This window comes from Micromonospora sp. ATCC 39149 (genome assembly GCF_000158815.1).
Classification (GTDB): domain Bacteria; phylum Actinomycetota; class Actinomycetes; order Mycobacteriales; family Micromonosporaceae; genus Micromonospora.
On sequence record NZ_GG657738.1, the window covers coordinates 4,375,386 to 4,398,054 of the forward strand.

The window sequence follows — 22,669 nt, forward strand, 5'->3', positions numbered from 1 at the left end:
GGCCGCCGCAGGTGTCCAGCGGGTCACTCCCGCCACGTCGGCGACTCGATCACCTGGACGATCGCGCACGACACCACCACGCCCGGCGCGGTGCCGAGGGTCAGCAGGTGATCGCCGGGGCCGAGGCCCCCCGTCCTGGCCAGGTGTTCCAGGGCCAGCAAGGGGTCGCTCGCCCCGCAGTGCCCGATCCGGCGACCGAAGTCGAAGGTGGACCGGCTCATGGGCAGGCCCCAGTTGGCCAGGCAGCGCTGCTCCATGATCTCCCGGGAAAAGTTCATGAAGGCGACCCTGGCGAGGTCGCCGACCTCGATCTCCGCCTCGGCGAGGGCGCGCCCCACGACCTCCTCGATGTGGTCGCCGACGTCCGCCATGGCGATCGAGGCGGGGCTGCGGGCGGCGAACTGTTGGTCGATCCGGGCGGTGAAGTTCAGCTCCCGGCCGGTCAGGACGCTCGGGGGGAACAGCGGCTCGTCGCCCCGGTGCAGCCGCTCGGCCTCCGGGACCGACTTGGTGCAGACCGAGCGGAGCCGCGCGAAGCCGGGTCGCTTGGTGAGGATGAGGGCGCTGCCGGCATCGCCACCGATGAAGCCGGGGCCCATCCGCCAGCGGTCGACCATCGGGGTGCCGTAGTTGTCGGCGGCGACCAGCAGGGCGCTGGTGCGCTCGGGTACCGCCTGGAGGTGGCTGGCGGCCAGCTCGAACGCGCTGAACATCCCGTTGCAGCCCTGCCGGATCTCCAACGCCAGCAGGTCGCCGCCGACCAGGTGCCGCTGGAGATAGGAGTGCGGCGGCCAGCCGTCGGGCCCCTGGTGCCAGGTGCTGGCGTAGAGCAGCAGGTCGAACTCCGTCGGCGAGCCGCCCCAGCGCTTGACCGCCTGTTGGGCGGCGCGCAGCGCCATCTCCGGCGCGGGCAGGTCGCCGGCGATGGCCGTGCCCGCCAGCTCGTGCAGCTCCACCTGCTCGCGGGAGTAAAGACCGCGGTCGATCGCCCACTCGACGCTCACCGTCGGCGGGACGAAGGCGCCGACGGCGCCGATGAACAGATCCGGTGTACGCACTGCGCAATCTCCACGATTTCGGCGCACGGGCCCGTGCGGCATCGACCGATCAACTGCTCGACTGCTCGGCCTCGCCTTCCCTGCGACGGCTCAGGTCGGACGGACGGAATTGGGGGAAGAAAACGAGCCGTCCGGTGCCGGACGGTTCCATTACCCCTTTCGGACCCTATGAAGGGGGCACGCGAATTCCTATAGAGGTTCACCTAGTCTTGGCGGGTCCGGTCGGCGTCGGCTCCCCCGTCGGCGGGTCCGGTCGGCGTCGGCTGCGTCCCGGCGGCGGGTGCGGTGGGTAGGCTCGCGGACGCCGCCGGCACGGCGGCGGGACGACCCGGCGGGGAGAGGATCGGCGGACGGTGACGGTGCGCTTCATGGCACGGACCCTGCGAGGGCTGGAGGAGGTGGCCGCCCAGGAGATCGAGGAGCGGGGCCTCGGCCGGGTCGAGCACCGCCGGCACCGCGAGGTGTGGTTCTCCGCCGCCAGCGCGGAGCCGCGCCTGCTGGATCTGCGTACCGTCGACGACCTGTTCCTGCTCGTCGCCGTCGCCGACGGCGTCGGCCACACCAAGGCGGACCTGGCGGCCTTCACCCGGCTGGCCCGGGCGGCGGCGCTGCCGGCGGTGCTGCCGGCCCGCGCCGCCTGCGGCGTGCCCGGGCGGCCGGCGACCGTGGACGTCGCCGCCTCCTTCCTCGGCCGCCGCAACTACAACCGGTACGACATCGAGGACGCCGTGGGGCGGCACGCGGTGGCCGCGCTCGGGTTGCGCTACCACTCCCGCCGCGGCGGCGAGGCCCCGCCGGAGGGCGGGCTGTCGCTGCGGGTCACCGTCGAGGGCACCCAGGCGACGCTGGCGGTACGGGTGGCCGACCGGCCGCTGCACCGGCGGGCCTACAAGCGGTCGTCCACGCCGGGGACCCTGCATCCGCCGCTCGCCGCGGCGCTGGCCTGGCTGGCCGGCATCCGCCCCGGGATGCTGGTGGCCGATCCGTGCTGCGGCACCGGCACGATCCCCGTGGAGGCAGCCGGGCTGGCACCGGGGGCGGTGCTGTTCGGCTCGGACCACGACCCGGAGACGGTCGGCGCGGCCGTCGCCAACTCGGCGGCGTCGGGGGCCCGCGTCACCTGGGCGGTCGCCGACGCCGGACGATTGCCGCTGCGGACCGGTCGGGTGGACCGGGTGGTCAGCAATCCGCCCTGGGACCGGCAGGTGCAGGCGCGGGGCGTGCTCGCCGGTGATTCCGGCCGCCTCTTCGCGGAGCTGCGCCGGGTGACGGTCGACGGCGGGCGGGCGGTACTGCTGCTGCACGAGTTCGCCGACCAGGCCGACCTGGCCCGCGCCGCCGGGTTCGGGGTGGGCGACGTGCGGCCGGTCAGCCTGTTCGGCGCCCACCCCTCGATCGTCGACCTGCACGGCTGAGCCCTCAGGGCACAACCTCCAGCTGGGCCATCATCCCCAGCGACGAGTGCTCCAGGTAGTGGCAGTGGTAGACGTACTGCCCGAGGTACGGCGTGGCGAAGGTGACCTGGATCTTGACAGACCCCTTGGGCGAGACGTAGACGGTGTCCTTGAGCCCGGCGTCCTCCGGCGCGGGCGGCCCGCCGTCGCGGCCGAGCACCCGGAACGTCACCAGGTGCAGGTGGAACGGATGGTCGAAGGGGAACGGATCGGTATCCGCGTTGACCACGTTCCAGATCTCGGTGCTGCCCCGCTTGACCTGTACGTCCACCCGGAGAGGGTCGAACGGTTTGCCGTCCATGAGCGCGATCGGGGGCCGGGCCGACATGTCGAAGCTCATCGACACGGTGCGCTCCACGGTCGGCGTGCCCATCGGGGGCAGTGCGCGCAGGGTGACCGGCACCCGGCTGGGGTCGGTGACCGCCCGGGACGACACGTCGAAGCGCAGGATCGGGTTGTCCCCGTCGTAGAGGTAGACCGGCCCGCCGCCTGCGTGCTCGGCGAAGTCGATCACAATCTCGACCCGCTCCCCGGAGGAGAGCGCCAGCTCGGTGTGACTGGTGGGGGCGGGCAGCAGCCCGCCGTCCGTGGCGATGCGGGTGAGCGGTTCGCCGCCCAGGTTGAGCCGGAAGACGTGCTTCAGCGCCGCGTTGAGCAGGCGGAACCGGTACCTGCGCGGGGCCACCTCGAAGTAGGGCTGGGCCTTGCCGTTCGCCAGGATGGTGACCCGGTCGTCCGGGTGGCCGAAGACGAGGGCGCCGGAGTCGTCGAACTGGGCGTTGCGCAGCATGATCGGCACGTCGTACTTGCCGGCGGGCAGGCGCAGGTGATGCTCGGCCGGGTCGTCGATCAGATAGAAGCCGTGCAGTCCGCGGTAGACGTGGTCGGCCTCGTAGGCGTGGGTGTGGTCGTGGTACCAGAGCGTCGCGCCGCGCTGAAGGTTCGGGTAGTCGTAGACCTTCGAGCCGCCCGGCGGGATCAGGTCCATCGGGTGACCGTCGCTGGTGGCCGGCACGTGCCCGCCGTGCAGGTGCACGTTGGCGTGGGTGTCGAGCCCGTTGGTGTAGGTGATCCGCACGGGCCGGCCCGTGCGGGCCCGGATGGTGGGGCCGACGAAGGAACCGGCGTAGGTGTAGGCGGGCGTGAGCAGGCCGGGCAGGATCTGCACCTGCGCCGGCCGGATGGGGATCTCGTAGACGTCGATGCCGTCGCGGCGGGAGACCGGGGTCAGCCGCGGCGGGACGGGCATCGGCTCGGTGAACGGGGTGACCGCGACCGTGGTCGTGCTGACCCGGCTGGGCACCGGGGCGGCGTGCCCGGCGTGCGGGTTGGCGGGCGACGCCGGTGCCGCCTGGGCGGCCTGCGCGTCCCGTCTGAGGGAGCGTGACATGACGGTGCCTCCGGCGGCCACGCTGCCGAGGGCGAGCAACTGTCGTCTGTTCAGCACGGGAGAGGTGACCTTGTCCATGTGACGGGCCGGAGTCGGTGGCGCTGCCCCTGCTCAGCCGCCGGCACCGGATGCCGGATGTTGGTGGGAGGGTTGAGCAGCCCCCGGACCGGCGCGGTCCGGGCCGGGGGCCACCAGGGGTGGAACCTCAGGCAGACTGCTCTGCCGCCGCCTGCGTGTCGGCCGGCTTGGCCCGGCGGATCCCCAGTCGCGGGGTGGTGACCAGGTAGAGGCCGGTTGCCGAGTCGAAGAGGTCGTGGCTGTCGAGCTTGCCCGGCGCCTCGCTGACCGGGGCGCTCGGCGTGCGCGCGTCGGCCATCCGGCGGGCCTCCTCGGCGGCCAGGAAGAGCTGCCGGACGGAGTTGTCCTGCTCCGCCGGTGCCGCCGCCGCGGTGCTGTCGTGCCGTCCCTCCGCCGCGTCGTCCAGGTCGGCGAGGCCGGCGACGAGCTGGGCGAAGGCGCGGGCCCCGTCTACCTTCTCGTACTCGGGTTCGCCGCTGTCGTGCACCAGCGCGTCGGCCAGGCCGAAGTATGCCCTCTTGCCGGCCTGCTGCTGGTAGACGCCGGCGACGAGGGTGAACAGGCGCTGGTAGGCGTTGCGGTAGAGGGACTCGTAGAACGCCCGCGCCTCCTCCTCGGTGACGTCACCGTGGATGGTGGCCAGGATGGACGCCGAGGCGAGCATGCCGCTGTAGAGGGCGAGGTGCACGCCGGTGGACAGCAGTGGGTCCAGGAAGCAGGCGGAGTCGCCGGCCGCGAAGTAGCCGGGCCCGCAGAAGCTGTCGGAGATGTACGAGAAGTCCTGCTCCACCCGCACGCCCGGCTGGTACGTCCCGTTCGCCGTCAGGCCGCGCACGGTCGGGGACTCCTGTACCAGTGCGGCGAGCATGTCCTCCAGCGAGGCGTGCTCCTTGCGCCGCTCCAGGAAGCGGCTCTGGTGGCAGACGAAGCCGATGCTGTACCGGTCGCCGCGCAGCGGAATGACCCAGTACCAGCCGTCGGGCGCGGAGATGACGTTGATCCCGCCGGAGGGAGAGTTCGGCAGCAGCGAGCCACCCTGCCAGTAGCCCCAGATGGCCACGTTCTTGAACGTCTCGGTGGGGCGCCGGTGCTTGAAGTGCTGGGACGGGATCAGCCCGGCCCGGCCGGACGCGTCGACCACGTAGTCGAAATCGATGGTGCGGACCTCACCCGACTCGGGGTCGAACCACTCGGCGGCGGTGGCCCGCTCACCGTCGAACAACACCCGCTTGACAGCCGCGCCCTGGATGATCTTGGCGCCCTGCTTGCCGGCGTTGTTGAGCAGGACGTGGTCGAAGTCGTCCCGGTCGACCTGCCAGGACCGCACGCCCGGACCGAAGATCTTGGCCCAGTCGATGGCCCAGTCCTCGTTGCCCCAGCGCAGCAGGACCCCGTTCTTCTGCGGGTAGCCCCGCGAGTCGACCTCGTCGAGAGCGCCCACGAAATCGACGATGGTGCGGCACGAGGACGCGATCGACTCGCCGATGTGGTATCGCGGGAACGTCTCCTTTTCCAGGAGCGTCACCGACAGCCCCGATCGGGCGAGCAGCGCGGCGGCCGTGGATCCGGCCGGACCTCCACCGATGACTAGGATCTTGCTGGACATCGAGCTCCAATCCGAGAATCTGTGTCTGTCCGCTCGGCACGGGCCGGCCCGTCGACCATCGCCAGACAGGGGAATGGACGGATTCCGGATCGCGAAAAGAATGTTAGGTCGCCGGTGAATTCAGCTCTACCGTCGACGAGGAACCCTAGGAAATCCGCTAGTAGTTCGGCGCGCGCCCGCTGCTGGCGGCGGGCGCGGCGACGTCGCGCGCCGGTTCGGGTGCCACCGGTGCCGACGTCAACGGGGTGACCCGGCGCAGGAACCACGCCGCCGCGACGCAGATCAGCCCCGCCAGCACGGTCATCAGGAAGGCCCACCGGGTGCCGGAGGCCACCGCGTGCATGAAGTGGACACGGACGGCCCGGGGGAGTTGGGCCAGCCCGGCGGCGTCCAGCCGCGCGGAGTGGCCGAGGAGGTCAGCCACGTCGGCGACCCCCCGATCGGCCAGCGCCGACTGCACCCGCACGGAGAACAGCGAGACCGTCGCCGACGCCCCCACCGCCCCACCGATGGTGCGGAAGAGCGTGGACGTGGAGGCGGCCACCCCGAGGTTCCTCATCTCCACGCTGCTCAGCGCCACCATCAGGCTGGTCTGCATGAGCAGCCCCAGCCCTGCGCCGAAGCCGACCATGGGGATCGCGGTGACCGTCCGGCTGGTGCCCACGTCCATCAGGGCGAAGAGCAGCAGGCTCAGGGTCATCAGCGCCGCACCGGCGAGCATCAGCAGCCGGTAGGAACGCCCGCCGCTCATCAGGCGACCCCCGACCACGTTGACCGCCGCCATGGACAGCAGCAGGGGCAGCAGCAACAGGCCGGAGTCGGACGCGGAGGCACCCTGCACCGCCTGCTGGAACAGGGCCAGGAAGGTCAGCCCCGCGATGAGGGCGAAGCCGACCAGGAAGGCGATGAGGGTGCTCAGGGTGAAGTTCAGGCTGCGGAACATGGCCAGGGGCACCAACGGCTCGGCCACCCGTCGCTCGACCACCACGAAGAGCGCGCAGGTCAGCACCCCGAGCGCGACCAGCCCCAGGATCATCGGAGACGCCCAGGGGTAGGTGATGCCGCCCCAGGTGGTCACCAGCACGACGCACGAACTGACCACGGTGAGCAGGGCAGCACCCGCGTAATCGATCCGGGCCTTGGTGTGTCGGCGCGGCAGGTGCATCATCAGCACCACGATGAGCAGCGCGACCGCCCCGATCGGCAGGTTGATGTAGAAGCACCAGCGCCAGCCGAGCTCATCGGTGATCAGGCCGCCGACGAGCGGGCCCGCCACCATGGTCAGGCCCATGGTCGCCGACATGATGCCCTGGTACTTGGGCAGGTCAGGGCCGGCGAGAACCTCCACCATGATGGCGAACGCGCAGACCATCAGGCCGCCCGCGCCGAGCCCGTGCACGGCCCGGAAGACGGTCAGCTGGGTGATGCTCTGCGCCATGCCGGACAGCAGCGACCCGGCCAGGAACACGACCAGCGTGGCCACGAAGACCACCTTGCCGCCGTACATGTCGGCGAGCTTGCCCCAGACCGGCGTGGAGGCGGCCGTGGCCAGCGTGTACGAGGTGATCACCCAGGAGAGCGTGCTGAGGCCGCCCAACTCGCCGACCACGGTGGGCAGTGCGGTGCCGATGATGGTGTTGTCGAGGGTGGCCAGCACCATCGGGATCATCACCGCGACCAACGCGACCATGGCGCGGCGACGTGGCAGGCGGGCTGGGGGTGCTGCGGCCGCGGGCCGGCTCTGCGACATGAGCCCTGCTCTCTCACCGGAAGTTGGCGCCTTCGTGAACCCGGCCCGGCTCGCGGGCCGGCTGGCAGCCTCGCCGACGTTAGGGGGACAAAACGGTGGAGTCAAGCAGTTCGCATCGGCGGGCGACGATCCCGAAGAGCTTCGGTGGAAGGTGTCCGGGATGGGTCCGCCGGCCGAACGGGGCGATCCTGCCGGTCCGGGCCGGGCGTCGCTGCCGGCCCGCCGGAAAGTACTACTAGTAACCTCCCTATATTGCTTTCCGGGTCGCTGAATCCGCTTGGAGATTCGCGTACCGTGAGCGCGGTAGCGGGAGATCCGACCCCATTTCGAACGGGCGGATCTTTGGTCCGCCATCGGCGCGAGGTCACGCCTCGGCCAGGTGGCTTCACGGCTGGAGACTACCCTGACACGGCGGGCGCTGATCACTGGAATTACCGGCCAGGACGGCACGTATCTCGCGGAGCACCTGCTTCAGTCCGGATACGAGGTATTTGGATTGGTGCGCGGGCAGACCGCGCCCTCGGTCCGCAGCCTTCGGCAACCTGATCCAGCGGTCAAGCTGATCAGCGGCGACCTTCTGGATCAGACGAGCCTGGTGGCGGCGATCGAACGCGCGGCGCCGGACGAGGTCTACAACCTCGGCGCGCTGTCGTACGTGCCGGTGTCGTGGCGGCAGTCCACCACGACGGCGGAGGTCACCGGCATGGGTGTGCTCCGCATGCTCGAAGCCTTGCGGATCGTGGGGGGCCTGTCGGATTCCCGCAGTCCCGCAGCCGGTCAGCCGCGCTTTTATCAGGCGTCTTCGTCGGAGATGTTCGGCAAGGTGCGGGAGCCCGTCCAGAATGAGCTGACCCCGTTCCATCCGCGTAGCCCGTACGGCGCGGCCAAGGCGTTCGGGCATTACATGGTGCAGAACTACCGTGAGTCGTACGGCATGTATGCCGTCTCCGGCATTCTGTTCAACCACGAATCACCGGTGCGTGGTCCCGAGTTCGTCACCCGCAAGGTGTCGCTGGGCGTGGCGGCGGTGAAGCTGGGCATTCGCAGCTCGCTTCGCCTGGGCAACCTCTCGGCCGAGCGGGACTGGGGCTTCGCGGGCGACTACGTGCGGGGCATGGTCCTGATGCTGGCCCAGGACGAGCCGGAGGACTACGTCCTCGGCACGGGGGTCACGCACAGCGTCCGCGAGCTGGTCGAGGCGGCCTTCGCCCACGTGGGCCTCAACTGGCGGGACCACGTGGTGGTGGACGAGTCGCTCATCCGGCCCGCCGAGGTCGAGCTGCTCTGCGCGGATCCGACGAAGGCCCGCCAGCGGCTCGGCTGGAAACCCTCCGTCTCCTTCGAGGAGATGGTCGCCATGATGGTCGACAGCGATCTGCGCCTGTTGGCGGACACGGACGGGTCTTCCCACGCCTTTTCCGCCGAACTGGCCGAGCTGTGGTGAGCGATTCGTCGCCCGACCCGAAGGTCCGCGCCGACGGGCCGTTGCTGACCCGGGACGCGGGCCCGCACCGGCCCGGCCCGGTCGACGGCGGCTCGTGGTCGGCGTTGCACGCCGAGGGGGTCCGGCCGGACTTCCTCTCCTGGTTCGCCGAGCGGACCCGGTCGACCTACTGCCGGGTGGACCGCGTGCCGCTGGACCGGCTGCCCGGGTGGGCGTTCGACCCGGTGACCGGCAACCTCGGGCACGAGAGCGGCCGGTTCTTCGTGATCGAGGGGCTGCACGTCCAGACCACCTACGGCGCGGTGCGCGAATGGCACCAGCCGATCATCAACCAGCCGGAGATCGGCATCCTCGGCATGCTCGTCAAGGTCGTCGACGGGACACCGTACTGCCTGCTCCAGGCCAAGGTGGAGCCCGGCAACATCAACGTCATGCAGCTCTCGCCGACGGTGCAGGCCACCCGGAGCAACTACACCCGGGTGCACCGTGGCGGCGGCACGAAGTACCTCGACTACTTCACCCGCCCGGGGGCCGGTCGGGTGCTGGTTGACGTCCTGCAGTCGGAGCAGGGCTCCTGGTTCCTGCGCAAGCGCAACCGGAACATGGTGGTCCAGGTCGACGAGGACGTGCCGGCCGGCGACTACCACCGGTGGCTCCCGCTGCGCGAACTGCTCGCGCTGCTGCGGGTGGACGGCCTGGTCAACATGGACACGCGTACGGTGCTGTCATGTCTGCCCTCGGCCTTCTACGCCGCGGCCCAGGAGACCGAGGCGCCGTCGTCGCCGGCGGTGGCGGCGATCGTGCGCTCGGCGGCGGGCGCCCCCGGCCGCCACGACCTGGTGTCGGTGTTGAGCTGGTTCACCGGGGCCAAGGGCCGGCACGAGATGACCGTGCGGCGGGTGCCGCTACGAGGGCTGCCGGACTGGCGGCACACCGCGGACGGGATCGCGCGGGACGACGGCCGGCACTTCTCCGTGGTCGGCGTCACGGTGCGCATCGACAACCGCGAGGTGACCGGGTGGAGTCAGCCGCTGTTGTATCCGCGGCACCGGGGCGTGGTCGCCTTCCTGGTCAAGGAAATCGACGGAGTGGCGCACCTGCTGGTGCACGCGCGCTACCAGGCGGGGCTGCTCGACGCGATGGAGATGGGCCCAACGGTGCAGTGCATCCCGGACAACCAGCCCGGCCCCCGACCACTGTTCCTGGCCGAGGTGCTGGAAGCCGCCCCCGAGCGTGTCCTCTACGACACCGTGCTCACCGAGGAGGGCGGGCGATTCTACCGGTCGGAGAACCGTTACCTCCTGGTCGACGCCGGCGACGACTTCCCGACCGAGGTGCCGGACGAGTTCTGCTGGGTGACGGTGCGCCAGCTGGAGGCCCTGCTCCGGCACGGCTACTACCTCAACATCGAGGCCCGCAGCTTGCTGGCCTGCCTGCGCAGCCTGTGGTGACCCGATGGCGGAGATGACGGTCCGCATCGGGGTTCTCGGCTGCGCCGACATCGCGCGCCGCCGTGCCCTGCCGGCGATCAGGCGGGTCCCGGAGGCGGAGCTCGTGGTGGTCGCGGCGCGGGAACTGGCCAAGGCGCGCGCCTTCGCCGCGGAGTTCGGGTGCGCCGCCGCCGAGGGCTACCAGTCCGTTCTCGACCGCCCGGACATCGATGCCGTCTACATTCCGCTGCCGACCGGGCTGCACCACACCTGGATCGAACGCGCCCTGGCCGCGGGCAAACACGTGCTGGTGGAGAAGCCGCTGACCACCCGGCTGGTCGACACCGCGGCGGTGCTGACCCAGGCCCGGTCGCGTGGGCTCGTGTTGATGGACAACCTCACCTTCCTCCGACATGGGGTGCACCACTTCGTGCGCCGGATGGTCGCGGCCGGCGAGATCGGCGAGCTGCGGATGGTCTCCGGCGTCTTCGGGTTTCCGCCGCTGCCTGCGGGCGACATCCGTTACCGACCCGAGCTGGGTGGCGGAGCGCTGCTGGATCTGGGCGTCTACCCGTTGGGCGCGGCCCGGTTCTTCCTGCCGGAGGAGCCGGAGGTGGTGGCGGCCACCCTCCGGGAGGACCCCGATCGCGGCGTGGACGTTTCGGGTGCCGCGCTGTTGTGTACGCCGGACGGGCGGACCGCACAGATCGCCTTCGGTTTCGAGCACTCCTACCGGTGCGAGTACCAGCTCTGGGGAAGCGCCGGCCGGATCGTCGTCGACCGGGCGTACACCCCACCGCCGGCCTGGCACCCGGTGGTGCGGGTGGAGCGGCAGGACGAGACGCGGGAGCTGACCTTCCCGGCCGAGGACCAGTTCGTCAACACGATGCGAGAGTTCGTCCGCGCCGTCACCGCCGGTCAGCCGGCGGAGGAGGTGACGGCGATCCGCGCCCGGGCCCGGCTGCTGGACGAGGTTCGCGACCGGGCCAGGGTGTTGCGCGCCCCCGTGACCTGTCAGGGGCCGGGCGGTCGCCTGGACGCCGCCGGCGCACGAGACTGATCCCCAGGAGGTACGGATGGGCGCGCGGCGTGTCGTGGTCGTCGGTGGTACGGGCTTCGTCGGGCGTCACGTGAGCGCCGCGCTTGCCGCCCGGGGCGACGACGTCCTCGTGTTGGCCCGCCGCGTCCCGTCGGCGGGGCTGCCGTACCGGGCCCGGGCGCTGGACGTCGCCACCCTGGAGCCCGCCGCGCTGGCCGCCGTGTTCGACGCCGAGCAGCCCGACGCGGTGGTCAACGCCACCGGCGGCAAGTGGAACCTGACGGACGCCGAGCTGCCGTCGAGCTGCACGATCCCGACGTGGAGTGTCACCGCGGCGCTGGAGCGCACCCGTTGCCGGCCCAGGCTGGTGCACCTCGGCTCGGTCCTGGAACGCGTCCAGGAGCCACCCGGGGCTCCCGCCGGTGCCACGGTGCCCACCCAGCCGGAGAGCATGTACGGCAGGGCGAAGCTGGCCGCCACCCAGGCCGTGCTCGCGGCGACGCGGGCCGGCTCGGTGGACGCGACGGTGCTGCGGCTCGCGAACGTGGTGGGTCCGGGCGTGCCACCCGACAGCCTGTTGGGGCGGGTCGTCGTTCGCCTGGTCGACGCGGCGGGCCGCGACCGGTCGGCCAGGGTGGAGTTGTCTCCGTTGCGCGCCCACCGGGACTACGTCGACGTGCGGGACGTCGCCGAGGCGGTGGTGTCGGCCACGCGGGAGTCCGTCACCGGGCGGGTGATCGGCGTGGGGCGGGGGGAGGCCGTTCCGGTCCGCTCCCTCGTGGAGATGTTGATCGAGGTGAGCGGGGTGCCGACCGAGGTGGTGGAGTTGCCGGATCGGCCCGGCTCGGTGGAGGTCGTCGACTGGGCCCGCGTCGACCCGGGGCCCGCGCGTGACCTGCTCGGGTGGCGGCCCCGACGATCGCTGCGGGATGCGGTGGGCGGGCTCTGGGACGAGGCCGCGAGTCGGCTTCCCGATCGGTCCCGGCGCTGAACCGTCGGGTGGTTCCGGCCCCGCGCGCGATGCCGGTCCGCTTGCAGGGCTGACAGGTCGCCGGAGATCTTCGTGCCGGCCCCGCGCGCGATGCCGGTCCCCGCGCGGGGCGACAGCCGGCGAGCGACCCGCTGATCACGACGCCGGACGGTGTCCGGGCCCGTGCCCCCCCAGCGGCGGTGAGGCTACCGGGACGGGGTGGACGTCGTCGTTCGCATTGCCGGACGGTCGGCCTGCTCACGGTGCGGAGTGGTTGATCTTGACGGGTGGGCAATTTGTTCGGGCAATTGATTGACGGGTGGGGGATCGACGCTCGCCAGACTAAGGAATCCCCTAGGAATGTGCTGGTGTCGCTCTGGTCGCGATTCCGCCCCTTTTGTCAGGGTGGTGGGCCTGGCTGGAGCTGGGTTGTCTAAAGTGACACATGTCACTGCATGGATTTCCCGCGCCTGCTTACTCATGGTCTTGAGCAGGGGTTTTGTCGCCAGGTGCGGCTGAGATGAAAGATCCTGCCAGTTCTGCATGGAAGCCTGGCGATATCCTCGGGGGGTGGACGCTCCGCAGTGGGCCGGCTACGCTTTTGGCGTATTGGTGAGTTCAGCGCGAGCGACAGGGCCAGCCGATTGTCACTTTCCGTAACTATCGGCTCGAATCCGGTCGGTTTCATTTCGCCAGTGATGTCGATCGACAGTAGCGAAGGGCTTCGAAACTCAATGTTCCTCCGCTGGTTCTGTGCAGCGCGAACCGATGGGTTGCCGAAGTTGGAGCCCAAGCCGACAGGCCCGTCAGGCGGGCTACGTGCCGGGGGCATCGCCGCACACTGAGACAGCTCCGCAAGCGCAGGACGACGAGTGGCGGGCACCCGGCCTTCCGCCGCTGACGGTCTTCCAGCGGAAGCGACCACTCGTCCACCGGCACCTCAGGGGGGTGTCCGGGCGATGACGTCTGGCCGCGTACGAGCCAACAGATCCACAATCAAGGGGGCGTTGTGAATCTCAAGTTCTCACTGTCCGATCTGGACGCGCGCATCATCGAAAGCATCGCCGCAGGCGAACGGACGGTGCATATCGCCAACAAGGTCTACCTCAGCCGTCAGGGCGTCGAGTACCACGTCAGCAAGCTGTTGCAGAACCTGCGAGTGCCCAACCGGCCGGCCCTGATCGCGAAGGCGTACGCGATGGGCATCCTCGCGGCGGGCACCTGGCCGCCGACCGTCAGCAAGGACGAAGCGGCCTGAGCTCCGCCCCCGGCCGCTCACCGGACGGCCCGCCGCGCTGCGGTGCGCCACCTGTCCGTGGGGCGGCCGGGGCCGCGGCACGCTGCCGCGGAGCGCGATCCGGTGGGCCGCCTCTCCCCGCCGGCCCCACAACGCTCATGTCGAGGGACGATGCCGAACAACGCCTCTGTGGTCAGCCGCGATCCGTCCGACCACCCGATGGTGGTGGCGATCTGCGCGTTCCGGGTGGAGAACGTCAGGAAACACCTCGCGCACAACATGGCCCAGCTCTCCGGCGACGAGTACTACGTCCTGCTGGACCGGCCCGTCACGGCCGAGGCGGAGGAGGTCGCCGAGGAGGTCCGGGCCGCCGGCGGCACCATGCGCATCCTCGGTGCCACCAATGGCCTGTCGGCCTCCCGCAACGCGATGCTCGCCCGCTGGCCGCACCACCATCTGATGTTCGTCGACGACGACGTGCGGCTCGACGCCGCTGCCGTCGACGCCGTCCGCAAGAGCCTGCGCGACGGCGCGCACGTGGTCGGCACCCGGCTGGCCCGCCCCGCGCTGCGTCTGCCGTGGTACGTCACCTCCGGCCAGTTCCACCTGGTCGGCTGGCACCGTGACCAGGGAAACATCAAGATCTGGGGCGCGTGCATGGGGGTGGACTCCGCGTTCGCGCACGCCCACGGGTTGGATTTCGACCTGGCCCTCAGCCGTACCGGGGGCAACCTCCAGTCAGGGGAGGACACCTCCTTCATCAGCGCCATGAAGGCCGCCGGCGCCCGCGAGCAACTGCTCCCGGACCACGCGGTCACCCATGACATCGACCCGGGCCGGCTGACCCCCCGGTACCTGCTGCGGCGGGCGTACTGGCAGGGGCGGTGCGAGGCCGGACGGAACCAGGCACGGGCCGGCCTGCGCAAGGAATGGGACCGGCACCGTACGGCCCCGGAATCCCGGCTCGCCCTGCCACTGGCCCTCGGCTACACCGCGGCGACCGCCGCCGGGTTGAGCCACGAACTGCTGCGAAGGGCGCGGTTGCGGCGGTTCCCGCCCCCGAGACGCTCTCCCGAGCCGGGCTGACGGTCGGGCCGGGGAACCCCCCGGGCCGCCCGCCCGGGTGAGGACGGCCTCCCAGCACTGGCGGACGCCGTCGGGGAGGCTGATCCGCGCCTGCCAGCCCAGGGTCTCCCGGGCGAGGGTGGTGTCGAGCCAGTTGCCCCGATGGTCGAACTGCCGGCGGACGTCCCGGATGACCTCCAGCTCACGACCGGCCACCGTGGACATCGTCTGGAGCAACTCGGCGAGGGAGGTGGGCAGGCCCGAGCCGACGTTCACGACCGTGGGCAGCCGGTCCCGGTCGCCGTCACCGGCCCGCTGCGCGATGACCTCCATGATCGCGGTGACGTCGTCGACGTGTACGTAGTCCCGCACCACGGCCGGATCGCCGAAGAGCCGGATCGGCTCTCCGCGCACGGTGGCCTCCAGCCAGTGTGACAGGACACCGTACCCGGGGGTCGGCCGCTGCCCCGGACCGTAGACGTTGCTCAGCCGGGTCACCACCGGCTGCACCCGGTCGGTGTGGCGCAGCAGCTCCTGTTCCAGCCGCAGCTTCGCCCGGCCGTACGCCGAGGCGGGCCCGGTGGCCGACCGCTCGTGGTAGGGCGGCCACACCGTCGGCGTGTACACCGCCCCGCCCGAGCTGGCCAGGACGAACACCGGCCGGTGGTCCACCCCCGCCAGCGCACTTAGCACGTCCAGCAACAACTCGCGTTCCCGGACGACCCGTTCCGGTTGCTGCTCCGCCAGCGCCGGGCTCAGCCGGGCGGCGAGGAAGTAGACGACCTGCGCCTCGCGGAGCCCCGGCGCGGGCCGGCCGTCGACGACGGGTGGGGCGGCACGGCTGAAGCGCGCCACCGGATGCCCGGCCTCGGCCAGGCGGGAGACGAGGCGTGAGCCGATGAAGCCGGTGGCGCCGACCACCGCTGCGGGGCGTCGCAACTGCACTCCTTCGTCAAAGTCCGCCGGTGCCGGCGTTCGAACGCGGGGTGGCACTCGTCAGGGGAGAGTCGGCCAGGGCCGCCAGGGACGCCACGGTGGTGACCCGGGCGTCCGCGGGCGGGGAGCCGGTGCGGAACGCCCTCAGCTCCGTGTAGACCCGGACCAGGTCCGGATGGACGCCCGGCGGCCGGCGGTACGCCGGATCGGGCAGCACGAACGCCACCGGGCAACCGAGCCCGAGCGCGGGCAGGACGTCGTGATCCGTCCGGTTGCCCACCACCAGCAACTCGGCGGGCGGGATCGCCAGCCGCCGCAGGGCGAGCCCGAGCAGGGCCGGGTCGGGCTTGGCCACCCCGACGAGGGAGTCGAGGAGCACCTCCCGGCAGACCTGGCTGACCTGCCACCGGGCCAGTACGTCCGCGCACTCGGGGGGCTGGTTGGCGACGATCACGACGGGTAGTTCCCTGGCCAGCCTGGTGACCGCGCGAACGGCACCGGGAATCTCCTGGGCCAGCTCGCCCCAGGACTGCCGGACCCGCGACCAGCTCAGCGCGGCGGCCTCCGAGTGGAGCCAGGTCCGGCCGGTTGGGTCGCCCTCGCCGTAGTGGTAGAACCGCTCGACGTGCTCCAGAAACGCACGCAGGTCGAGCGTCGGGTCGGTGGCCTGGAGGCGGTCGAAGGTGTCCTGGAGCCAGGCCAGCTCGAACGGCTCGTCGTAGTAGACGACCCCGCCGACGTCCAGCGCGACGGCGCTGTGCCCGGTCATCCCAAACCCCCCACCGACATCGAGGACATCGAGGCGAGTCTCGCACGGGGATGAATGGACAATCGAGAGCGCGTGCCGTTCTGGCAGCGGCGCGGACCGAATACTAGTCGAATCCCTATTTCCCGCTCGGGAGCGGTATCGCCGCGCTGTTCCTACCGTATGGTTTATTCGCGGACAGGCTATTCCGAGAGGTGGTCAAATGGCCGTGGGGACTGTTGGTGCGGAGGTCGTCGACCGTCGGCTGGAGGCTTACCGGCGCGATGGCTTCGTGACTCTCCCGCAGCTCGCCGACGACGCCGAGGTCGCCTGGCTCCGGGCCGCCTACGACCGGCTCTTCGCCGATCACGCGTCGCCCGACACCGGCGACTACCGGGACATCGCCGGCCGTGGCGACGACGCCGCGCCTGCCCGTCTCCCGCAGATCGTCCGGCCGGAGAAATACCTGCCGGAGTTGGTGGAGACCGCGCACTTCGCGCGATGCCGGGCCATCGCCTCCGCTTTCCTCGACATCCCCGAGGACGAACTCGACTTCTACGGCCACGCGATCCTCAAGCCGCCGCGCTACGGCGCACCCACTCCGTGGCACCAGGACGAGGCGTACATGGACCCGCGCTGGTCCCGTCGCGGCCTGAGCATCTGGACCCCGCTCGACGAGGCGACGGTGTCCAGCGGCTGTCTCCAGTACCTGCCGGGCCTGCACCGGGGCGGGGTGCTCCCGCACCATCACATCAACCACGACGACCGCATCGAAGGTCTGATGACGGACGAGGTCGACGACACGGACAGCGTCGCCTGCCCGCTGCGGCCGGGCGAGGCGGTCATGCACGACTTCCGTGCGCCGCACTACGCCGGCCCGAACGAGACGGACCAGCCGCGCCGCGCGTACGTCCTGGTGTTCATGAGCCAGCCGGTCGAGGTGACCGACCCCGAGCCGCGACCCTGGCTGCACGACCGGAGCTGACCTGGCCGGGCGCGCCGGTGTCGGACCGCCGACACCGGCGCTTCCGCGTGCGGCGGGCACCCCCTACGGTCGCGACCGTAGCCGCCGCCCGGGCCGGCTCAGGACCAGCGCGCGCCGGCCAGCACGTCGCGGTACACCGCCTCGTAGCGCCGGGCGATCTCCACGTGCCCCCAGCACCGGATCGCGGCCTTCCGCGCCTGGGCGGGCGACGGCAGTCGGGACAGCACCGCTCGGGCCTCCCGCTCGTCGAAGCCGGTGCCGAAGCCCACCACCTCGCCGACGGCCGGCACGATCTCCGCCAGGCAGCCGTTGCTCGTGCCGACCACCGGGGTGCCGCTGGCCGCCGCCTCGGACACCACGGTCGCACCCGGCTCGCACCACGTGCCGCCCCACGGGCCGGGCACCGGCTGGGAGAGCACCAGGATGGCAGCCGCCGTGGCGAGCAGGTCCATACGTTCCTGACCCCCCACCTCGCCGACGAGGGTGACGTGGTCGCCGTACTCGCCCATGATCCGGTCGAGGTACTCCGGCTCCCAGGCCGGACCGGCCATCAGTAGCCGGCGGCCGGCGGCCCGGGCGAACGCGGCCGCCTCCAGCGCGCCCTTGAACGGGGAGATCCGGCCCATGAAGAGCAGGAAGTCGTCCTTGCGGTCGCCGGGGCGGTAGAGCGACGGATCCACCCCGATCGGGATGACCGGGGCGTCCGCGCCGCCGCCGCACTGCTCCCGCTGCGCCTTCGAGGCGTACACGCAGCCGGCCGGATAGGACGGGCGGGTGGTCATGTGGTGCGAGGCCACCAGGCCGACCCCCGGGGGCAGCTCGATCGGATCCACCTTGCCGCAGCTGTAGTCGTTGACGACGTCCACCGGAGCGGACTTCAACCATGCCCGGATGTCCTCGGGCTCGCCCGCCGGCACCACGGTCAGGCGTGGATGCGTACGCGGACTGCCCGGGGCACCGAGCAGGAACACCTCGTGCCCGAGTTCGAGCAGGCCCTTGATCTTGTTGGCCACGATCCACTGGATCCCGCCGTACCCCTGCGGCGGGACCGTGATCCACTGCCGCTCGTCGCTCGGCAACCGGAACGGTATGTTGACCATCGCGATCCGCAGGGGGGTCATCTGCTCCTCATTCCTCAGGCCAGCAGATCGAGCAGGTCCCGCAGGACGCGAGGGTAGCCGTACTCGACGCGGAGCCGGTCCTGAATCTCACCGACCAGTCGTCCGTACCGTTCGTGCTCGGCCGAGAGCCGGCTCAGCGTTCCGGCCGGGTCGTCGCCGAGCATCAGGTGTTCCGCCTCGTCGCCGTAGACCGGCGCGAGGAACTTCGCGGCGACCGGGAGCACGGGCAGGCTGCCCGAGGCCAGCGTCTCGAACATCCGGGGGGTCAACAGGCCGGTGCTGGTGACCAGCGGCCGCACCAGGACCGGTGAGATCAGCGACCGGCCCATCTGCTCGACCACGTGGCCGAACGGCACGGGCGGATGCACCTCGACGCCGCGCGCCCGCAGCCAGCCCGGCTCGCTGAGCGTCGCCTCCTCGAAGCCCGCGCAACTGCCGCCGTCCCACCAGCGTCCGCACACCCGCAGCCGGCGCAGCGGCGGCCGGGCCGCCGCCGCGGCCTCGACCATCTCGGTCATCGGCTCCCACCGCCACCAGTTGCTGCCGATGTACTGGAGGTCGTACGGGCGCGACTGCGCGCCGGTGCCCAGTTCCAGCGGGTGCCGCACCGGCGCTGCCAGGCCGAAGCACTTGAAGAACCGGGCGCCGGCCGGGAGCGGACCCAGCCGGGGTTGCAGGATCAGGTCGCTCAGGGTCGAGTACAACCGCCGCCAACTCTCCGCGGAGTACCGGCCCGACGCGCTGTCGCCGTCCCCGCCCTCCTCGGCACCCCAGTGCCCGTCGAAGTCGACGATGGCCCGGCGCTGTCGGGGGAACGCCTCGACGAGGTCCAGTTGCGCCTCGGTGAGGAACTGCTTGGCCTCGAACATGATCACCAGGTGGGTGCCCCAGCGGAGGTCCGGCTCGACCGGCAGGTGCCGGGCCGTCTCGGCGTCGACCCGGGACAGCGGGCCGCAGAGCCGCACCTCGCAGTCGGCCTCCCGGGCCGCCCGCACGTACGCGGCGACGGTCTGGCTGAACCCGGCCTGCCAGTGGAAGTTGCCCGCGACGAGAATCCGTGGCCTGCTCATCCCCGCACGGTTTCCTTCCGCTCTCGGGCGCGGTCCACGCCCGTCCCTCGTGCCCGCAGCAGCCGGTGCCGCCGACGACGTTCCCGGATCACCGGGGCCTGGCGGGCCAGCCACCCGAGCGCCACGAAGGTCTCCCGCGCCCCGACGCCCGCGCTCGTCCGACCCGTCACGCCCCGCCCACGGACGTCGGAGAACAGCCAGCGGGCGGCGAGCCGGGCGGCCTTGGCCGGGGGCCAGTCCACATCGGTCAGCAGATAGTAGTAGCGGTTGCGGCGCATGTGTATCCGGCTGTACGCGCTCGCGGCGGTGCCACCGCCGCCTTTGTGCTGGATGCCGAGGTCGAGTAGGAGCGCCACCCGCCAGCCCGCCCACCGGGCCCGCCGGCACAGGTCGACCTCCTCGTAGTAGGTGTGGAACACCTCGTCGAGCAGGCCGACCTCGCGTAGCACGGCGGCCCGGACGAACAGCGCCGAGCCCTGCACGTACGCGTGCTCCAGGGTGCGCGGCGCGCGGTCGCGGACCGTCGCGGTGACGTGCGAGGGATGATCCAGCAGGTCGCCGGCGAAGGTGTGCTGCTCGCCCAGGTAGAGGGCGACCTGCGTCCAGTCGTTGAAGTCGGTCAACTCGGTCGACGCCGGGTCGTAGCGGTACTGCAACGGGCCGATGACGCCGTACTGCGGCCACCGCTGCGCGAACTCGACCAGCCCGCGGACCAGCCCCGGCGGTGTCCAGGTGTCCGGGTTGACCAGGAAGATGTGGTCGAAGCCCTCCGCCAGGGCCGCCCGCATGCCGACGTTGTTCGCGCCGGTGAAGCCGAGATTGCGGGGGTTTCGGATGACCCGGACGCCGGGAAACGCCGACATGACGTGCGCCACGCTGCCGTCGGCCGAGGCGTTGTCCACGTAGAAGACCGTCAGCTCGAAGCCGGTCGTGTCGCTGGCGAGCAGCGAGCCGAGCGCGCGGTCCAGCCAACGGATCTCGTTGGTGCCGACCGTGATGGTGGCGACCCTAACCGGCGGCGTTGACCCCTCGCGGGTCATCGCTCCCCCCGGACCGGTTCGTCCGCCTCGACCCACTTGTAGACCTTCGCGATGCCGTCGGCGAGCCTCGTTCGGGCCGCCCAGCGCAGCTCCCGGGCCGCGCGGGTCACCTCCAGCGCGGAGTGCTTCAGCTCGCCCAGGCGGGGTGGCTCGAAGCGGGGGTCCGGGACGCGCCCGGCGGTGCGGCCGACCAGGTCCAGTAGTTTGCGGATGCTGGTGGAGGTCCCGGTGCCGATGTTCCACAGGCCGGGGCCACCGTGCCCGACCGCGAGCAGGAACGCCTCCACCACGTCGGCCACGTAGATGTAGTCCCGGGTCTGCTCGCCGTCGCCGAACACCGTCGGCCGGCGCCCGGCCACCAGGCAGCCGCAGAAGATCGAGACGACCCCGGCCTCGCCGGTCGGGTCCTGGCGTGGCCCGTACACGTTGCCGAGCCGCAGCGCCGCGTGGGTCGAGCCGTAGAGCCGGTTGTAGAGCGCCAGGTACTGCTCCGCGCAGTACTTGGCGGCCCCGTACGGCGCCCACGGCGCCGGCCGGACGTCCTCGGGGGAGGGCAGCTCGTCGACCTCCCCGTAGAGGGCGCCGCCGCTGGAGGCGAAGACCACCCGGGCGTCGATGGCCCGGGCGGCCTCCAGGACGTTGACGGTGCCGACCACGTTGACCCCGGTGTCCGAGGTGGCGTCGGCCACCGAGTTGCGCACGTCCGCCTGGGCGGCCAGGTGGCAGATGACCTCCGGGCGACACTGCTCGGCCAGCCGGGTCAACCCGGCCCGGTCGGTGATCGACCCGTGGTGCAGCGGCACCCCGGCGGGCAGCCGCTCGGGCCGCCCGGTGGACAGGTCGTCGAGCACGGTGACGCTGTCGCCGCGTTCGAGCAGCGCGTCGGTGAGGTGGGAGCCGATGAACCCGGCTCCGCCGGTCACGAGGACGCGCATGTCAGGCCCCGGGTCGCGAACTCGGTGAGCTGGCCCACGACCTCCGTGGGGCCGGGCATCTCGGCGATCTCCCGGGCGATCGCGGCGGCGCTGGTGGCGTGGACCGGATCCTCCAGCAGCAGGCGGGCGACCTTGCCCACGGCCTCCGGCGTGTCCTCGCCCGGCGCGAGGGTCTGCGCCACGCCCAGGGTCGACAGGTTGCGCGCCCACTCGATGAACCGGCTCTCCTGCGGCACGATCAGCTGGGGCACCCCCGCGTTCAAGGCGGTCAGCGCGGTCATCGTGCCGGAGTGGTGCACGATCAGGTCACAGTGGGGCAGCACCACGTCCAGCGGGAGCCAGCCGGCGTGCCGCACACCCGGCACGTCGTGCAGGGCCCGACCCACCTCCGGCGGCGCCGCGACCACGACCTCGACGTCCTGCTCGGCCAGGGTGCCGGCCAGTCCGTGGAGGAAGTCGAAGTTGTGGGTGGTGGTGACCAGACTGCCGGCGGTGACCAGGACACGGCGACGCGGCCCGCGCGAGAGCATCCACGGCGCCACCGGCTGCTGCTGGTTGGTCGGAATCCAGCGCAGCGGTCGCACCGGCTGCGCCGGCGGGACGTCGTCGATCCGGGTGCTGGCCGGGAAGATGTCCAGGGCCAGGTGGAACGGCGGCACCTGGGCCAGGCCGAGCGCGGCCAGCTCCGGCCGCAGCTCCTCGTCGACCCCCGGATGGGTGCCCTCGCGGTCCACCGGGTTGCCGGTGAGCAGGTGCCGCACGCAGGGCACCCCAAGTTCGGTGGCCAGGATCGGCGCGGCGTAGGCGTGCGGGCCGCCGACGATCAGGTCGGGCCGCCACCCGCCGACCAGGTCGCGCAGCGGATCCAGGCTGATCGCCGCCAGCCGGCCGAACATCCGGCCGACGAAGGGGACGAAGGCGGCGTCCTCGGCCGGGATGCGCAGCGGATCGCCGGCCCGGTCGGTGGTCATGAGCTCGGCGAGGGTCAGCGCCGCCAGCGGGAAGGCCGGCAGCCCGACGGACATCGTCGCCGGTACGACCTCCTGCGTGGAAGCCATCACGACCTCGTGCCCGCTCATCCGGGCGGCGATTGCCAGTGGGGCCAGGCCGAATAGGCTGGACTTCGTCGGTCCTGCGATGAACAGTATCTTCACGAGTCCTCCGCACGTGTCGGCCGAATATATAGCGACGTCAACCGCTGGCCCATGGTTCACGGCTTCTGCGGGGGAAGCTCGAGTGATCCAACTAGACTTGGCGAACTCCGGCGCACGACAGGGGTTTCGCCAAGCCGTTGCCGCCTATTCTGGGTATCCCTG

At 71.5% G+C, this 22,669-nt stretch carries 18 protein-coding genes and 1 pseudogene; 8 read left to right on the forward strand and 11 right to left on the reverse strand.

Going from position 1 to position 22,669, the window contains the following annotated elements; all coding sequences use genetic code 11:
• Positions 1–23: 23 nt before the first annotated feature.
• Positions 24–1,058 carry a ketoacyl-ACP synthase III family protein gene (locus MCAG_RS18915; RefSeq protein WP_007074588.1) on the reverse strand — a complete coding sequence of 345 codons (1,035 nt, stop codon included), beginning with the start codon at positions 1,056–1,058 and terminating at the stop codon, positions 24–26.
• A gap of 368 nt (positions 1,059–1,426) precedes the next feature.
• Between MCAG_RS18915 and MCAG_RS18920 the strand changes: the two genes are divergently transcribed.
• Entirely contained in the window at positions 1,427–2,473 is a 1,047-nt protein-coding gene (locus tag MCAG_RS18920; RefSeq protein WP_050778207.1) for a methyltransferase domain-containing protein, read from the forward strand.
• A gap of 4 nt (positions 2,474–2,477) precedes the next feature.
• On the opposite strand, the gene MCAG_RS18925 is transcribed toward MCAG_RS18920, so the two are convergent.
• From MCAG_RS18925 to MCAG_RS18935, 3 genes are all read right to left on the reverse strand, one after another.
• Entirely contained in the window at positions 2,478–3,959 is a 1,482-nt protein-coding gene (locus MCAG_RS18925) for a multicopper oxidase family protein (protein WP_198141584.1), read from the reverse strand.
• 148 nt (positions 3,960–4,107) lie between these two features.
• The gene (locus tag MCAG_RS18930) at positions 4,108–5,586 is read right to left on the reverse strand and encodes an NAD(P)/FAD-dependent oxidoreductase (RefSeq protein WP_007074591.1); all 1,479 of its coding nucleotides are present in this window, start codon (positions 5,584–5,586) and stop codon (positions 4,108–4,110) included.
• A 157-nt stretch (positions 5,587–5,743) separates the two neighbouring features.
• Positions 5,744–7,276, reverse strand: a complete 1,533-nt coding sequence (locus MCAG_RS18935) for an MDR family MFS transporter (RefSeq protein ID WP_050778010.1) — start codon at positions 7,274–7,276, stop codon at positions 5,744–5,746.
• Positions 7,277–7,715: 439 nt separating this feature from the next.
• Between MCAG_RS18935 and MCAG_RS18940 the strand changes: the two genes are divergently transcribed.
• From MCAG_RS18940 to MCAG_RS34990, 6 genes are all read left to right on the forward strand, one after another.
• Entirely contained in the window at positions 7,716–8,780 is a 1,065-nt protein-coding gene (locus MCAG_RS18940; protein ID WP_232290220.1) for a GDP-mannose 4,6-dehydratase, read from the forward strand.
• Positions 8,777–10,231: an NDP-hexose 2,3-dehydratase family protein gene (locus tag MCAG_RS18945; protein WP_232290221.1), complete on the forward strand. Its 1,455-nt coding sequence runs from the start codon at positions 8,777–8,779 to the stop codon at positions 10,229–10,231. Before MCAG_RS18940 ends, MCAG_RS18945 begins: the two co-directional genes overlap by 4 nt.
• A gap of 13 nt (positions 10,232–10,244) precedes the next feature.
• Positions 10,245–11,270, forward strand: coding sequence for a Gfo/Idh/MocA family protein (locus MCAG_RS18950; RefSeq protein ID WP_007074595.1), 1,026 nt, complete (start codon positions 10,245–10,247; stop codon positions 11,268–11,270).
• Positions 11,271–11,286: 16 nt separating this feature from the next.
• Complete coding sequence (locus tag MCAG_RS18955) at positions 11,287–12,240, forward strand: NAD(P)-dependent oxidoreductase (protein ID WP_007074596.1); 954 nt, start codon at positions 11,287–11,289, stop codon at positions 12,238–12,240.
• A 988-nt stretch (positions 12,241–13,228) separates the two neighbouring features.
• Entirely contained in the window at positions 13,229–13,477 is a 249-nt protein-coding gene (locus MCAG_RS18960; protein ID WP_007074597.1) for a LuxR C-terminal-related transcriptional regulator, read from the forward strand.
• A 150-nt stretch (positions 13,478–13,627) separates the two neighbouring features.
• Complete coding sequence (locus MCAG_RS34990; protein WP_232290222.1) at positions 13,628–14,542, forward strand: glycosyl hydrolase; 915 nt, start codon at positions 13,628–13,630, stop codon at positions 14,540–14,542.
• A 69-nt stretch (positions 14,543–14,611) separates the two neighbouring features.
• Here the strand turns inward: MCAG_RS34990 and MCAG_RS36305 are convergent.
• Positions 14,612–15,514, reverse strand: a pseudogene (locus MCAG_RS36305) (NAD-dependent epimerase/dehydratase family protein); the annotation flags it as partial.
• Positions 15,474–16,226, reverse strand: a complete 753-nt coding sequence (locus MCAG_RS18975) for an HAD family hydrolase (protein WP_007074600.1) — start codon at positions 16,224–16,226, stop codon at positions 15,474–15,476. The gene MCAG_RS18975 and the pseudogene MCAG_RS36305, both read right to left, overlap by 41 nt.
• Before the next feature lie 199 nt (positions 16,227–16,425).
• Here MCAG_RS18975 and MCAG_RS18980 point away from each other — a divergent pair, with 199 nt between their 5' ends.
• Positions 16,426–17,187 (forward strand): phytanoyl-CoA dioxygenase family protein, encoded by a 762-nt coding sequence (locus MCAG_RS18980; RefSeq protein ID WP_007074601.1) that lies wholly within the window; start codon positions 16,426–16,428, stop codon positions 17,185–17,187.
• Positions 17,188–17,285: 98 nt separating this feature from the next.
• On the opposite strand, the gene MCAG_RS18985 is transcribed toward MCAG_RS18980, so the two are convergent.
• Genes MCAG_RS18985 through MCAG_RS19005 form a run of 5 tightly spaced genes read right to left on the reverse strand, consistent with a single transcriptional unit; the run spans position 17,286 to position 22,507 of the window.
• Complete coding sequence (locus MCAG_RS18985) at positions 17,286–18,308, reverse strand: glycosyltransferase (protein ID WP_007074602.1); 1,023 nt, start codon at positions 18,306–18,308, stop codon at positions 17,286–17,288.
• A gap of 14 nt (positions 18,309–18,322) precedes the next feature.
• Complete coding sequence (locus MCAG_RS18990; protein WP_007074603.1) at positions 18,323–19,378, reverse strand: hypothetical protein; 1,056 nt, start codon at positions 19,376–19,378, stop codon at positions 18,323–18,325.
• Positions 19,375–20,418, reverse strand: a complete 1,044-nt coding sequence (locus tag MCAG_RS18995) for a glycosyltransferase family 2 protein (protein WP_007074604.1) — start codon at positions 20,416–20,418, stop codon at positions 19,375–19,377. Before MCAG_RS18995 ends, MCAG_RS18990 begins: the two co-directional genes overlap by 4 nt.
• Complete coding sequence (locus MCAG_RS19000; protein WP_007074605.1) at positions 20,415–21,353, reverse strand: NAD-dependent epimerase/dehydratase family protein; 939 nt, start codon at positions 21,351–21,353, stop codon at positions 20,415–20,417. Before MCAG_RS19000 ends, MCAG_RS18995 begins: the two co-directional genes overlap by 4 nt.
• On the reverse strand, positions 21,338–22,507 hold the full coding sequence (locus MCAG_RS19005; protein WP_036374219.1) for a glycosyltransferase: 1,170 nt from the start codon (positions 22,505–22,507) through the stop codon (positions 21,338–21,340). Before MCAG_RS19005 ends, MCAG_RS19000 begins: the two co-directional genes overlap by 16 nt.
• Between the last annotated feature and the right edge of the window lie 162 nt (positions 22,508–22,669).